Source organism: Streptomyces sp. NPDC020983 (genome assembly GCF_044333485.1).
GTDB lineage: Bacteria > Actinomycetota > Actinomycetes > Streptomycetales > Streptomycetaceae > Actinacidiphila.
The window spans coordinates 292,390-305,961 of record NZ_JBIRRA010000002.1; the positions used below are offsets into that span (position 1 = coordinate 292,390).

A 13,572-nucleotide genomic window follows, 5' to 3' on the forward strand; every position below is an offset into this window, starting at 1 on the left:
AAACGGACTATGCTCCGTTTACATGGGCGACCGTAACATAACCGGAGCGCGATCCGTTTCTGCTGCCGCGGACGTCCGCGCGCCGCGGGCGGACGCGGTGCGCAACCGCGACCAGCTGCTCGCGGTGGCGACCCGGGTGTTCATGTCGGCCGGCGCCGAGCCGTCGATGCGCGCGATCGCCCGTGAGGCCGGGGTCGGCGTCGCCACGCTCTACCGGCACTTCCCGACCCGCGAGTCGCTGGTCGACGCGGTCTACCAGGACCAGGTCGTGCGGCTGACGGCCGGAGCCCGCGAGCTGCTCGGCCGGTTTCCCCCGGCCACGGCGATGAGGCGCTGGATGGACCTGTTCGGACAGTGGGTCGCGACCAAGAACGGCATGCTCGGCACACTGCTCGCGATGATCGAATCGGGCGAGATCGCCCACGGCCGGACGCGGGCCGAGCTGCTGACGGCCGTCACCGCCATCCTGGACGCGGGCCGCGCGGCGGGCGACCTGCGCTCCGACGTCACCGCCGAGGACATCGCGGCCTCGCTCATCGGCATCTTCACCGTGGCCCCCTGGCCCGGGCGCGAGGCGCAGGCCGAGCGGCTGCTGAATCTGCTCATGGACGGCCTCCGGCCCGCCGCCCGGCCGGGCGGCACCGAACCGCGGCCGGCCGGGCAGGGGTGACGGGCGGGACCCGGGGAGGGGACGGGTCCCGCCCGGTGGGGGGCTATTCCAGGCGCGGGGCGCGGGTCGGGGCCGGGCAGATGCGCTGGCCGGTGTTGTCGAAGACGTAGAGGTGGGCCAGGTCGACCAGGAGCGGGACACGGTCGCCGCGGCGCAGCCGGACGTCGGGGCCGGTCCGTACGACGAGGTCGCCGGTCTGCGTCTCGGGGGTCGACGGGCGCTCGATCACCGACACCGGGCCGGGCCCGGCGTGCGCCCCGTGGGAGGGCTCGCGGTCCGTGCCGCCTGCCTGGAGCCGGCGCGCCGCCTTCTGCGCGAGCTTGCCGAGCCCCGTCCCGCCCACCGCGGCCCCGCGGCGGGAGCCGTTCTTCGCGGCCGCCGGGCGCGGCGCCTCCAGCTCCGGCACGATCGCCGGGCGCGAGCCGGTGTTGAGGTGCACCAGCGACTCGTGGCCCTGGTACTCGACGTGCTCGACGATCCCGGACAGCACGACCTCGCCCGGCTGCGCCTGGCTCGGCTGCGCGATCCGCACCGCCTCCGACCGCAGCCCGACGATGATGTCGCGGCCCTGCTGGATGCGCAGCATCTGGTGGTCGTAGCTCAGCGGCTCGGGCAGGCCCAGGCGCTGCCGCCCGAAGTCGATCCACATCCCGCCGGTGAGCGGCGCGAGCACGGTCGCCTGGAGCAGGTTGATCCGCGGGGTGCCGACGAAGGCGGCGACGAAGACGTTCTCCGGCAGGTGGTACGCGAGCCGGGGCGTGGAGACCTGCTGGAGGACGCCGCTGCGCATGATCGCGACCCGGTCGCCGAGCGACATCGCCTCGGCCTGGTCGTGCGTGACGTACACCGTGGTGACGCCCATGCCGTGCGTGATCCGGGCGATCTCCGCGCGCAGGTGCGCACGCAGCTTCGCGTCCAGGTTGGACAGCGGCTCGTCCATGAGGAAGACCGAGGGGTGCCGGGAGATCGCCCGGCCCATCGCCACACGCTGCCGCTCACCGCCGGACAGCTGGCCGGGGAAGCGGTCGAGGATCTCCTCGATGCCGAGGGTGCGTGCGGTCTCGTCGATCCGCGGGCCGTGGTCCTCGCCGGGCATCTCGAAGCGCAGCGGGAAGCCGATGTTCTCCCGGCTGGTCATGCTCGGGTAGAGGGCGAAGTTCTGGAAGACCATCGCCATCTTCCGGTCGCCCGGGGGGATGTCGTTGGAGTACTCGCCGTCCAGCAGCAGCTCGCCGGTCGTGATGTCCTCCAGGCCGGCGATCATCCGCAGGACCGTCGACTTGCCGCAGCCCGACGGCCCGAGGAGCACCAGGAACTCGCCCGGGGCGATGTCCAGCGAGAACCGGTCAACTGCTGGCGACGGCTCTTTCGGGTAGTACTTGGAAACTTCGTGCAGGGTGATGGCGCGAGTCATAACGGGAGCCGCCAGGTGGTTCGGACGCGGTGACGGGACACGTGGGGGGGAGGGAGACGTGTGAGTCGCCTGTGAGGCGTGTGGTTTGCGTAGTGCATGTGATCAATGTGACGTGCGGTGCGTGGGAGACCCGGGGTAATGGGAGTGCTTGACGTGGTTGGTGCGCTTGTGGCGCTTGTGATCCGAGGGGTAAGACTTGCCGGACTTGCGGTGGTGCGGGGGTGACGCTGCGGAGAAGGTAGTCCACCGCACGCTGGTTGCGGAACGTTTGTATCAACACTCCATTGATACTTTTGGAGCGTGACGAACCTCGCGCTCGGTCCGAGCTGGCTCTCCCCCGACCACTTGATCAACACATACGGCCTGTGGGGCGTACTGCTGATCGTGTTCGCGGAGTCCGGCCTGCTGATCGGTTTCTTCCTGCCCGGCGACTCGCTTCTGTTCACCACCGGGCTCCTTGTGGCGGGTGGGACCCTTCACAGGCCGCTGGGCCTGGTGGCCGTGCTGATCGCGCTGGCCGCCGTGGTCGGACAGCAGGTCGGCTACTGGTTCGGGCGCAAGGTGGGGCCCTCGCTCTTCCGGCGGCCCGACTCGCGGCTGTTCAAGATGGAGAACATCGAGAAGGCCCACGCCTTTTTCGAACACCACGGCTCGAAAGCCATCGTGATGGCGTGCTTCGTTCCGATCGTGCGGACCTTTACCCCGATCGTCGCAGGCGTCAGCCGGATGAACTACCGCACCTTTGCCACCTTCAATGTCATCGGCGGCTCCCTGTGGGGCGCGGGCGTCACTCTGCTGGGCTACTGGCTCGGGCGGATCGATTTCGTCAAGGAGAACATCGAGGCGATCCTCGTCCTCGTCGTGCTGCTCTCCGTGGTCCCGATCGGCGTCGAATACCTGCGCTCGCGGCGCAAGGGCGCCTCCCCGGCGGGCGACGGCGCGGGCGACCGGGCCGAGATGACCGCCGGCGCCCCGCGCGGCGGTGGCCGCCACCGCGCGCAGAAGGGCTGAGGCACACCGTGGCGGGCCCGCGCCCCGGGGACGGCGACACTCCGGACGCGGGCCCGCGCGCGTCCGCCGAGCCGCGCCCGCACCGCCTGCCCGGCACCACGGGCCCGGCCTTCACGCAGCCGCCCGAGCTGCCCGGCGGCTCGGCCTTCACCCCGCCCGAGGGCATCCCCGTCATCACCCTGCCGCCCGACGACGCCCGGTGGCAGGACCGCATGCGGACCATGGTCCGCCTCTCCGTCACCGAACGCCCCGTCCCCGAGGGCTTGCTCGCCCGCCAGGAGTCCGGGCACGCCCTCTCCGTCCCCCGCGTCCTCGACCTCACCCTCCGCATCGGCGAACTGCTGCTCGCAGGCGGCGAGGGCGCGGAGGACGTCGAGGCGGCGATGCTCGGGGTCGCCTACGCCTACGGGCTCGCCCGGGTCGAGCCCAACGTCACCTTCACCCTCCTCGGCATCTCCTACCAGCCCTCCCTGACCGAACCGCCGCTCAGCACCACCCGCACCGTGCGCCGCCGCGGCACCGACTACACCCGGCTCGCCGCCGTCTACCGCCTCGTCGACGACATCACCGCCGGGGACGTCACCCTGGAGGACGCCTACCGGCGGCTCGCCGACATCCGGCGCAACCGGCACCCGTACAGCAGCTGGTTCCTCACCGGCGCCGCCGGACTGCTCGCGGGCGCGGCCAGCCTGCTCGTCGGCGGCAACCTGATCATCTTCCTCGCCGCCGCGCTCGCCGCGATGGTCGGCGACCGGCTCGCCTGGATCCTCGCCGGGCGCGGCCTGCCCGAGTTCTACCAGTTCGCCGCCGCGGCCATGCCCGCGGCCGCGATGGGCGTCCTCGTCGACCGCGCCCACTGGATCCCCGGCACCGCCGGGGTCCAGTCCTCCGCCGTCATCACCGGCGGCCTCTTCGCGCTGCTGCCCGGACGCGCCCTCGTCGCCGCCGTCCAGGACGGCCTCACCGGCTTCTACATCACCGCGTCCGCGCGCCTGCTGGAGGTCATCTACCTGGTCGTCGGCATCGTCATCGGCGTCACCCTCGTCCTCTACGCGGGCGTCCGCTTCGGCGCCGAACTCAACCCCGACCAGGCCCTGCGGGCCTACGACCAGCCGTGGATCCAGCTCATCGCCGCCATGGTGCTGACGCTGGCCTTCGCGGTGCTCCTCCAGTGCGAGCGCGGCGTGCTCGTGCTCGCCACCCTCAACGGGGGAGTCGCCTGGAGCGTCTACGGCGTCCTGCACTTCCAGGCGGGCGGCAACCAGGTCGCCTCCACCGCCGCGGCGGCCGGCCTCGTCGGGCTCTTCGGCCAGCTCATGGCCCGCTACCGGTACGTCTCCGTACTCCCGTACGTGACCGCGGCGATCGGGCCGCTCCTCCCCGGCTCCGCGACCTACTTCGGGCTCCTCGCCGTGACCCAGGGCCACGCCTCCGCCGGTGCCACGCAGCTCACGCGGGCCGCGGCGCTCGCGCTCGCCCTCGCGATCGGTGTCAACCTCGGCAACGAGGTGGCCCGCCTCGCTCTTCCGACGCCGGGCCCCGCCACGCCGCGTCTCGCGGCCAAGCGCACCCGCGGCTTCTGAGGTTTCCCTCGCCTGGGGGGCCGCCCCCGCCCGCGGCTTCCCGCCGGGGGCTTCCGCCGCGGGGTGCCCGCCCCGCCGGGGTGCCGCGTGCTGCCCTCGCGGGGCTTGTCTGATGCGTGGGGGCTGGTCGCGCGGTTCCCCGCGCCCCTGGGGGGTGCGGCTTGGGGTGGGCGGTTTGCCGTTCCGCCGGTGGTGGGCTGGTCGCGCCGTTCCCCGCGCCCCTGAGGGGGGTGCCTCTTGGGGTGGGGGTTCGCCGTTCCGCCGGTGGTGGGTTGCTCGCGCCGTTCCTCGCGCCCCTGGGGGGGTGCGGCTTGGGGTGGGGATTCGCCGTTCGCTCGGTGGGGGCTGGTCGCGCCGTTCCTCGCGCCCCTGAGGGGGTGCCGCTTGCGGTGGGCGGTTCGCCGTTCTGCCGGTGGGGGCTGGTCGCGCAGTTCCTCGCGCCCCCGGGTTGCCCGGCGGGGCATCGCGCTTGCGCTCGGGGGTTGGGGTCGGGTGCCACTCCGGGGGTACCTCCTCGGAATGCGCGTCTGACGTCATGACGTGTTGGTGGGGCGGTGGGGTGCGCATTCCTGCGGGGGCACCCCCGGATCGTCCCCCTCCCGGGCCCGGTGTGGCGGCTGCCTGCCGGTGGGGGTGAGGTTGTCCGGGGACTGCGGTTCGCCCCCGACGGTGGCGCACCCCCACGAGAAGTCCGTCAGCCGACGTCGTATCTGCACGGGTGGTGGGGGTGGGAGCACCCCGCGCCGCCAGGCGCGGGAAACCACCGCGGCGGGTCAGCCGCCCACGTGCCGGCAACCGGGCACCGCCCGAACGCGGCGCCGCCAGGCGCGGGCACTACGGCGGCGGGTCAGCCGCCAAAGCACCCCGGGCCCCGGGCGGGCCACCGTCCGGAGCGGCGCCGCCAGGCGCGGGCACCCCCGGCGGCGGGTCAGCCGCCTACGTACCGGCAATCGGGCACCGCCCGAGCGCGGCGCCGCCAGGCGCGGGCACCCCCGGCGGCGGGTCAGCCGCCTACGTACCGGCAATCGGGCACCGCCCGAACGCGGCGCCGCCAGGCGCGGGCACCACGGCGGCGGTTCAGCCGCCCACGCACGGGCATCGGGCACCGCCCGAAGCGGCCCCGCGGCGGTTCAGCCGCCCACGCACGGGCATCGGGCACCGCCCGAAGCGGCCCCGTGGCGGGTCAGCCGCCTACGCACCGGCGAGGGGGCGCCGCCCGAAGCGGCGCCCCCGCGGCGGGGCGGGCGCGGACCCCACCGCGGGGGGTGTCACGCCCCAGCCACGCCGGAGGCGAGCGCGTCGAGTGCGGCCTCCGCCGCCGCCGCGGAGGTCGACCCCGAGGTCATGAAGGCGAAGGCCAGCACCCGGCCCGAGGGGGTGACGGTCAGGCCGGCGATCGTGTTGACGCCCGTCAGCGTGCCGGTCTTGGCGCGGACCACCCCCGCGCCGCCCTCCCCGCGGAAACGCGACGCGAGCGTGCCGGTGAACGCGGCGACGGGGAGCCCGTCGAGGACGGGCCGCAGTTCGGGGTGGTCCGGCGACGCGGCCAGCGCCAGAAGCCGGGTGAGCGCCGCGGGCGGCAGCGCGTCCTCGCGGTTGAGTCCGCTGCCGTCCGTGAAGACGGCTTTCCCGAGCGGGACCCCGTACGTCCGCAGCGCCCGGGGAAGGGCCTGCGCGACACCGGCGAAGCTCAGCGGCTGCCCGGTCGCGCGGGCGACCTGCCGGGCGAGCGCCTCGGCGAGGTCGTTGTCGGAGTCGGTGAGCATGCGCTCGACGAGCTGGTCGAGGGGTGCGGAGTGGTGCGCGGCGAGCCGTGCGCCGCCCGCGCCGCTCGCTTTCTTCGGGGTGCCGGTGACGCTGATGCCGTGTGAGGCGAGCAGGTGCGCGAACTGCTGGGCGGCGGAGCGGGCCGGGTCGGGGGAGCGGGTCGCGGGGCCGGTGCTGTCGGGGTCGAGGCGGCCCTCGGCGGCCATCAGCGCGGTGACGGGCGCGAGGTTCTCGTTGACGCCGATGGGGTGGAGCGTGGGGCCGGAGTAGTAGGAGGTGTCGTAGCCCAGGCGTACGGAGGTCGTGCCGCGGGCGCGCAGCGCGGCGGCGGTGTCGGCGGCGAGGCGGTCGAGTGTGAGGGTGGGGTCGCCGCCGCCGACGAGCACGACCCGGCCGTCCGCGGTGGCGACGGCGGTGGTCGTGAGGGTGTACGCGTCGCCGAGGGTGCCGAGCGCGGCGACGGCGGTGGCGAGCTTGGTGGTCGAGGCGGGGGTGGAGGCGGTGCCGGAGCGGTGGTCGTACAGGACCTGGCCGCTGGCGACGTCGAGCACGGACCCGGTGCGTAGCGTGCCGAGGCCGGGCGCGGCCATGAGCGGCTTCAGCCTCGCGGTGAGCTGGGCGGCGAGTGAGGCGGGCGCCTGCCCGCTCCCGGCGGCGGTCAGGACGGGTCCGGCGGCCGGCGCGTGCGCCCCGACGATGTCGACGCCGGCGCACCCCCCGCCCCCGGCGGAAGCGCCTCCCGCGGCGGCGGACCCGCACGGCGTGCCCCCGTGCCGTGCGGGCCCCGGCGCGGGGGATCCGGCGGAGTGGGACGCGGCACGGGACCGTTCCGCCGTACGCTGACCCGCGTCCCACGGTCCCGCCGCGGTCACCGCGACCGCGGCGAGTACCGCGCCCACCGCCGCGGATATCCCGACGACCTGCACCGTTCTGTTGAGCGGCACCCCCGACCAGCCCCTTTCGCGACCACCCACTTGCGTGGGAGACACTTAACCACCCGCACTATGCGCTGATCATGGAGGAGTACGGCCTTGGAGTTCGACGTCACGATCGAGATCCCGAAGGGTTCGCGGAACAAGTACGAGGTGGACCACGAGACCGGTCGTATCCGCCTGGACCGCAGGCTCTTCACCTCGACCAGCTACCCCGCCGACTACGGCTTCATCGAGAACAGCCTCGGCCAGGACGGCGACCCGCTGGACGCCCTGGTCCTGCTGGACGAGCCGACCTTCCCCGGCTGCCTGATCACCTGCCGCGCCATCGGCATGTTCCGCATGACGGACGAGGCCGGCGGCGACGACAAGGTGCTGTGCGTGCCGGCGTCCGACCCGCGCGTGGAGCACCTGCGGGACATCCACCACGTCAGCGAGTTCGACCGGCTGGAGATCCAGCACTTCTTCGAGGTCTACAAGGACCTGGAGCCCGGCAAGTCCGTCGAGGGCGCCGACTGGGTCGGCCGCGCCGAGGCCGAGGCGGAGATCGAGGACTCCTTCCGCCGCCTGAAGGAGCACGGGCCGGGCCACTGAGCGCCGGATGCGACGCTTCCGCCGGGGGGCGGGCCGCGGGGAGAACCCGTACGGCCCGCCCCTCCGCGCGTCCGGCCCGTTCGCGGCGCCCCAAAGCGGGGGGCGGCAACGTACCGTGAAGGCATGACGAGCACCGGTGGAAGCGAGATGGTCGACTGGAACCTCGCCGTGGCCACGGCGCAGCGGCTCACCAGGCCGGGGCCGGAGGTCAGCCGCGACGAGGCGCGCGCGATCGTGGCCGAGCTGCGCGGACACGCGATGGACTCGGAGGCGCACGTACGCGGCTTCACCCGGATGTACGGCGACGACGCGCCACCGCACGGCACGCCCGTGCTCGTCGTCGACCGGGCCGGCTGGGTGAAGGCCAACGTGGCGGGCTTCCGCGAGGTGCTGAAGCCGCTGCTGGTCAAGATGCAGGCGCGGCGCCCGGGCGGCCCCGGCGGGGCGGTGCTCGGCACGGTCGGCGGAAAGGTGACGGGCGTCGAGGTCGGGATGCTGCTGAGCTTCCTGTCCTCGCGCGTGCTGGGGCAGTACGAGACCTTCGCGCCGCCGAGCCGCGACATGCCCGCCGGGCCGGTCAAGCCCGCGCCCGGGCAGTCGCGGGCCGGGCGGCTGCTGCTCGTCGCGCCGAACATCGTGCACGTCGAGCGGGAGTTGGACGTCGACCCGCACGACTTCCGGCTGTGGGTGTGCCTGCACGAGGAGACCCACCGCACGCAGTTCTCCGCCGTGCCGTGGCTGCGCGACCACATCGAGGCCGAGATCCAGGCCTTCCTGGGCGAGACCGAGCTGGACGCCTCGACCGTCGTCGAGCGGATCCGGCAGGCCGTGCAGTCCTTCGGCGGGCAGGGCGGCACCCAGCAGGACGGGGCGGACGAGGCCCGCGAGGAGGAGCCGGACGGCGGGCGCAGCCTCGTCGACCTGGTGCAGACGGCCTCGCAGCGGGAGATCCTGGCCCGGCTGACCGGCGTGATGTCCCTGCTGGAGGGCCACGCCGACTACGTCATGGACGGTGTCGGGCCCGAGGTCGTACCCACCGTCGCGGAGATCCGGGAGAAGTTCAGCCGCCGCCGGGCCAGCGGCGCCGGCCGCCTGGACCAGGCGCTGCGCCGGCTGCTGGGCCTGGACGCGAAGCTGCGGCAGTACCGGGACGGCGAGCGCTTCGTGCGGGCGGTCGTGGACCAGGTCGGCATGGACGGCTTCAACAAGGTCTGGACGTCGCCGAACACGCTGCCCACGAAGGCGGAGATCGCCAGGCCCGCGGAGTGGGTCGCCCGCGTCCACGCCCGCCCGGGGGACGGGGACTGACCCCGCCGGGACACCGGCCGAAGCCCCCTCCGGCGCCCCAAGGAGGGGGCACGCGCCCCCGGTTCACCCGTCCGAGGGACCGTATGCGCAGGGTAGGGCGTGCGATGCTCGGGTAATGCCCGGGCTTCTGTCACCATCTGAATACCCTGCGTCATCAACTCCCGAACGTCGCGAGCCCCCCGCGCTGAGCGGCGTTCCCGTACCCAGCCTCCTCAGGAGGGAACCGGACATGGGACCCCACCCCACGGTCGCGGCGATACGCCTGGCGGTCCGCCGCGTCCTGCACGACGTCCTCGGCTCGTCCGCCGACCCGCACCCCCTGGTGCTCGCCGCCTGCAGCGGCGGCGCCGACTCCATGGCGCTCGCCGCCGCCCTCGCCTTCGAGGGCCCGCGGCTCGGCGTGCGCTCCGGCGCGGTCACCGTCGACCACGGCCTGCAGGACGGCTCCGCCGTGCGCGCGCAGGAAGTGGCCGGGCGGCTGCGCGCCCTCGGCCTCGACCCGGTCGACGCGATCGGCGTGACCGTGGGCCGCCAGGGCGGCCCCGAGGCCGCGGCCCGCGACGCCCGCTACGCCGCCCTCGACGCGGCCGCCGAACGCTTCGGCGCCGCGGCCGTACTCCTCGGCCACACCCGCGACGACCAGGCAGAAACGGTGCTGCTCGGGCTCGCCCGCGGCTCCGGGATCCGGTCGCTGTCCGGCATGGCCGCGGTGTCCGGCGTGGACGGCCGCTACCGCCGCCCCTTCCTGCTGCTCGACCGGGACACCGTACGCCAGGGCTGTCTGGCCCAGGGCATCACCGTGTGGGAGGACCCGCACAACCACGACCCCGCGTACACCCGCTCGCGGGTCCGCCACGAGGCGCTGCCGGTGCTGGAGAAGTCGCTCGGCAAAGGCGTCGTCGAGGCCCTGGCCCGTACCGCCCAGCTCTCCCGGGACGACGCCGACGCGCTCGACCAGTGGGCCGCCGACGCGCAGGCCGACGCGGCGGGCGACGACGGCAGCCTCGACGTGCGGCGGCTGTCCACGCTGCCGGCCGCGGTGCGCCGCCGGGTGCTGCGCCGTACGGCCATCGCCGCGGGCTCGCCGCCCGGCTTCCTCTTCGCCCGGCACATCGAGGAGGTGGACCGCCTGGTCACCGGCTGGCGCGGGCAGAAGGCGCTCAACCTGCCGGGCGGCGTCGCCGTCCGGCGGGCCAATGGCAGACTGTTCTTCTCGCCGTCGTAGCCAAGGGTGGGCCGACGTGCGCCGACGTGGACCCGAGCAGCTGAGGACGTACCAGGCAGTGAACGAGATCGACATGGGCACGGACCTGGAGAAAGTACTCATCTCCCAGGCCGAGATCGACGCGAAGCTCACCGAGCTGGCGGCGCAGATCGACGAGGACTACGCGGGCCGGGAACTGCTGATCGTGGGTGTCCTCAAGGGCGCGGTCATGGTCATGGCGGACCTGGCCCGCGCCCTGTCCACGCCCGTCACCATGGACTGGATGGCGGTGTCCTCCTACGGGGCGGGCACCAAGTCCTCCGGCGTCGTCCGCATCCTCAAGGACCTGGACACCGACATCGCCGGCCGCCACGTGCTGATCGTCGAGGACATCATCGACTCCGGCCTGACGCTCTCCTGGCTCATCAGCAACCTGGGCTCGCGCGGCCCGGCCTCGCTGGAGGTCTGCACGCTGCTGCGCAAGCCCGAGGCGGCCAAGGTGGAGATCGACGTCAAGTACACGGGCTTCGACATTCCCAATGAATTCGTCGTGGGATACGGCCTGGACTACGCCGAGAAGTACCGGAATCTGCCCTTCGTGGGCACCCTCGCGCCGCACGTCTACGGCGGCTGACCGGCCCGCGCGCCGGGTCGCCGGGAGCCGGCCGGATCCGTCCGGGGGGCCCCGGGGAACCTGTGCCGATTTCCCGGCGTTGGAGCAGGAAAGCGGGTTGGTTAACAGTCGGCGGCGCCCTCGGGTGACAATGCTGGGGTACCGTCCGAAGGTCGGGTCATTACAACACCGGATGCACAGGCCGCCTGACAGGCGGCGCGGTGCCTCACTGTGGCAGGAGGGACGGGGCGGTTTCGCCCCGCATGGATGGACGTGAAGCGCTATTTCCGTGGGCCAGTCATGTGGATCGTGCTGGTTGTCCTCGCCGTGGTCGTGCTGATGCAGGTCGTCGGGTCCGGCGGCGGCTACAAGACGGTTGACACCGGCGCGGTCCTGCACGCGATCGACACCAATCAGGCCAAGTCCGCCGAGCTGACGACCGGCGACGACAACTCGATCAAGGTCCAGCTGAAGGACGGCGTCAAGATCGAGGGCAGCTCCAAGGTCCGCGCCAGCTACATCGGCGACCAGGGCGCGGCCATCGCCCAGGACCTCCAGAAGATCGTCGACGGCAAGGTCCCGGGGGTCCAGCTCCCGGACAAGTACACCGTCTCGCAGTCCAAGCAGAACGCCTTCGTCGGCATCCTGCTGTCGCTGCTGCCCTTCGTCCTGATCGTGGTCGTCTTCCTCTTCCTGATGAACCAGATGCAGGGCGGCGGCTCGCGCGTCATGCAGTTCGGGAAGTCCAAGGCCAAGCTGATCACCAAGGACACCCCCAAGACGACGTTCTCCGACGTCGCGGGCTGCGACGAGGCCGTCGAGGAGCTCCAGGAGATCAAGGAGTTCCTCCAGGAGCCGGCCAAGTTCCAGGCCGTGGGCGCCAAGATCCCCAAGGGCGTGCTGCTCTACGGCCGTCCCGGTACGGGCAAGACGCTGCTGGCGCGGGCCGTCGCCGGCGAGGCGGGCGTCCCCTTCTACTCGATCTCGGGTTCCGACTTCGTCGAGATGTTCGTCGGTGTCGGCGCCAGCCGTGTGCGCGACCTGTTCGAGCAGGCCAAGGCCAACGCGCCGGCGATCGTCTTCGTCGACGAGATCGACGCCGTGGGCCGGCACCGCGGTGCGGGCCTCGGCGGCGGGCACGACGAGCGTGAGCAGACCCTCAACCAGCTGCTGGTCGAGATGGACGGCTTTGACGTCAAGGGCGGTGTGATCCTCATCGCCGCGACCAACCGGCCCGACATCCTCGACCCGGCGCTGCTGCGCCCGGGCCGCTTCGACCGGCAGATCGCGGTCGACCCGCCGGACCTGATGGGCCGCCTGGAGATCCTCAAGGTCCACCAGAAGGGCAAGCCCATCGCGCCGGACGTCGACATGATGGCCGTCGCCCGCCGCACCCCCGGCTTCACCGGCGCCGACCTGAGCAACGTGCTCAACGAGGCCGCGCTGCTGACCGCCCGCAGCGACAAGAAGCTGATCGACAACGGGGTGCTCGACGAGGCCATCGACCGCGTCGTGGCCGGTCCGCAGAAGCGCACCCGCATCATGTCGGACAAGGAGAAGAAGATCACCGCGTACCACGAGGGCGGTCACGCCCTGGTCGCGGCGGCCTCTCCCAGCTCCGACCCGGTGCACAAGGTCACGATCCTGTCCCGCGGCCGCGCCCTCGGCTACACGATGGTGCTGCCCGACGAGGACAAGTACTCGACGACGCGCAACGAGATGCTCGACCAGCTCGCGTACATGATGGGCGGCCGGGCCGCGGAGGAGCTGGTCTTCCACGACCCGACCACCGGCGCGTCCAACGACATCGAGAAGGCCACCGCCACGGCCCGCGCGATGGTCACGCAGTACGGCATGACCGAGCGCCTCGGCGCGATCAAGTTCGGCTCCTCCGACTCCGAGCCCTTCCTCGGCCGTGAGATGGGTCACCAGCGCGACTACTCCGAGGAGGTCGCCGGGCTGGTGGACGAGGAGGTCAAGAAGCTGATCGAGACCGCGCACAACGAGGCCTGGGAGATCCTGGTCGAGAACCGCGACGTGCTCGACAACCTGGTGCTGGCCCTGCTGGAGCGGGAGACGCTGAACAAGGAGGAGATCGCCGAGATCTTCGCCCCGATCGTGAAGCGCCCGCCGCGTCCGGCCTGGACCGGCTCCGCCCGCCGTACGCCGTCGACCCGGCCCCCGGTGCTCTCGCCGAAGGAGCTGGCGCTCACCAACGGCAGCCAGCCCGCCAACGGCAACGGCCCGGCGGCCGTCACGACCGCCAAGCCGCCGGCCGAGCCGCCCGCCGAGCCGGCGTCCCCGCCGGAGGACGGCCAGAGCGACGGCTGACCACCCGCACCTGCGGTGATGCCGCAGGTCCGGGGGCATCCCGGAATGAAGGCCGCGGTCCCAGGGTTCTACCCTTGGGACCGCGGCCCTTTTGCGAGGTCTTCGAGCTGCCACCCAGCCCGTCCCGGCCGCACCGCTCACGGCA

The 13,572-nt window shown here is 73.0% G+C and carries 10 protein-coding genes; 8 read left to right on the forward strand and 2 right to left on the reverse strand.

All coding sequences use genetic code 11. The features are described from left to right. Positions 1–22 precede the first annotated feature (22 nt). The gene (locus tag ACH4SE_RS04700) at positions 23–670 is read left to right on the forward strand and encodes a TetR/AcrR family transcriptional regulator (RefSeq protein WP_398541832.1); all 648 of its coding nucleotides are present in this window, start codon (positions 23–25) and stop codon (positions 668–670) included. 43 nt (positions 671–713) lie between these two features. Here ACH4SE_RS04700 and ACH4SE_RS04705 read toward each other — a convergent pair whose 3' ends face one another. After that, the gene (locus tag ACH4SE_RS04705) at positions 714–2,084 is read right to left on the reverse strand and encodes an ABC transporter ATP-binding protein (RefSeq protein WP_398541833.1); all 1,371 of its coding nucleotides are present in this window, start codon (positions 2,082–2,084) and stop codon (positions 714–716) included. Between the two features lie 300 nt (positions 2,085–2,384). Between ACH4SE_RS04705 and ACH4SE_RS04710 the strand changes: the two genes are divergently transcribed. Continuing rightward, positions 2,385–3,095 carry a DedA family protein gene (locus ACH4SE_RS04710; RefSeq protein WP_398541834.1) on the forward strand — a complete coding sequence of 237 codons (711 nt, stop codon included), beginning with the start codon at positions 2,385–2,387 and terminating at the stop codon, positions 3,093–3,095. A gap of 8 nt (positions 3,096–3,103) precedes the next feature. Then, positions 3,104–4,678, forward strand: coding sequence for a threonine/serine exporter ThrE family protein (locus ACH4SE_RS04715; protein WP_398541835.1), 1,575 nt, complete (start codon positions 3,104–3,106; stop codon positions 4,676–4,678). A gap of 1,268 nt (positions 4,679–5,946) precedes the next feature. On the opposite strand, the gene dacB is transcribed toward ACH4SE_RS04715, so the two are convergent. Beyond that, complete coding sequence (dacB, locus tag ACH4SE_RS04720) at positions 5,947–7,389, reverse strand: D-alanyl-D-alanine carboxypeptidase/D-alanyl-D-alanine-endopeptidase (protein WP_398541836.1); 1,443 nt, start codon at positions 7,387–7,389, stop codon at positions 5,947–5,949. An 87-nt stretch (positions 7,390–7,476) separates the two neighbouring features. Between dacB and ACH4SE_RS04725 the strand changes: the two genes are divergently transcribed. The 5 genes from ACH4SE_RS04725 to ftsH all read left to right on the forward strand — a co-directional run bounded on the left by ACH4SE_RS04725 (position 7,477) and on the right by ftsH (position 13,427). Next, the gene (locus ACH4SE_RS04725; protein WP_398176622.1) at positions 7,477–7,971 is read left to right on the forward strand and encodes an inorganic diphosphatase; all 495 of its coding nucleotides are present in this window, start codon (positions 7,477–7,479) and stop codon (positions 7,969–7,971) included. Positions 7,972–8,094: 123 nt separating this feature from the next. Further along, positions 8,095–9,279, forward strand: coding sequence for a zinc-dependent metalloprotease (locus ACH4SE_RS04730; protein WP_398541837.1), 1,185 nt, complete (start codon positions 8,095–8,097; stop codon positions 9,277–9,279). Positions 9,280–9,508: 229 nt separating this feature from the next. Beyond that, positions 9,509–10,504: a tRNA lysidine(34) synthetase TilS gene (tilS, locus tag ACH4SE_RS04735; protein ID WP_398541838.1), complete on the forward strand. Its 996-nt coding sequence runs from the start codon at positions 9,509–9,511 to the stop codon at positions 10,502–10,504. 58 nt (positions 10,505–10,562) lie between these two features. Further along, positions 10,563–11,117, forward strand: a complete 555-nt coding sequence (gene hpt, locus ACH4SE_RS04740) for a hypoxanthine phosphoribosyltransferase (protein WP_398541839.1) — start codon at positions 10,563–10,565, stop codon at positions 11,115–11,117. Positions 11,118–11,363: 246 nt separating this feature from the next. Continuing rightward, complete coding sequence (gene ftsH, locus ACH4SE_RS04745; protein ID WP_398541840.1) at positions 11,364–13,427, forward strand: ATP-dependent zinc metalloprotease FtsH; 2,064 nt, start codon at positions 11,364–11,366, stop codon at positions 13,425–13,427. Positions 13,428–13,572 lie beyond the last annotated feature (145 nt).

Bases quoted from the DNA above. Each gene is read 5' to 3' on its own strand.
- ACH4SE_RS04700 (WP_398541832.1), top strand. From the start codon at position 23: ATGGGCGACCGTAACATAACCGGAGCGCGATCCGTTTCTGCTGCCGCG.
- ACH4SE_RS04705 (WP_398541833.1), bottom strand. From the start codon at position 2,084: ATGACTCGCGCCATCACCCTGCACGAAGTTTCCAAGTACTACCCGAAA.
- ACH4SE_RS04730 (WP_398541837.1), top strand. From the start codon at position 8,095: ATGACGAGCACCGGTGGAAGCGAGATGGTCGACTGGAACCTCGCCGTG.
- tilS (WP_398541838.1), top strand. From the start codon at position 9,509: ATGGGACCCCACCCCACGGTCGCGGCGATACGCCTGGCGGTCCGCCGC.
- ftsH (WP_398541840.1), top strand. From the start codon at position 11,364: ATGGACGTGAAGCGCTATTTCCGTGGGCCAGTCATGTGGATCGTGCTG.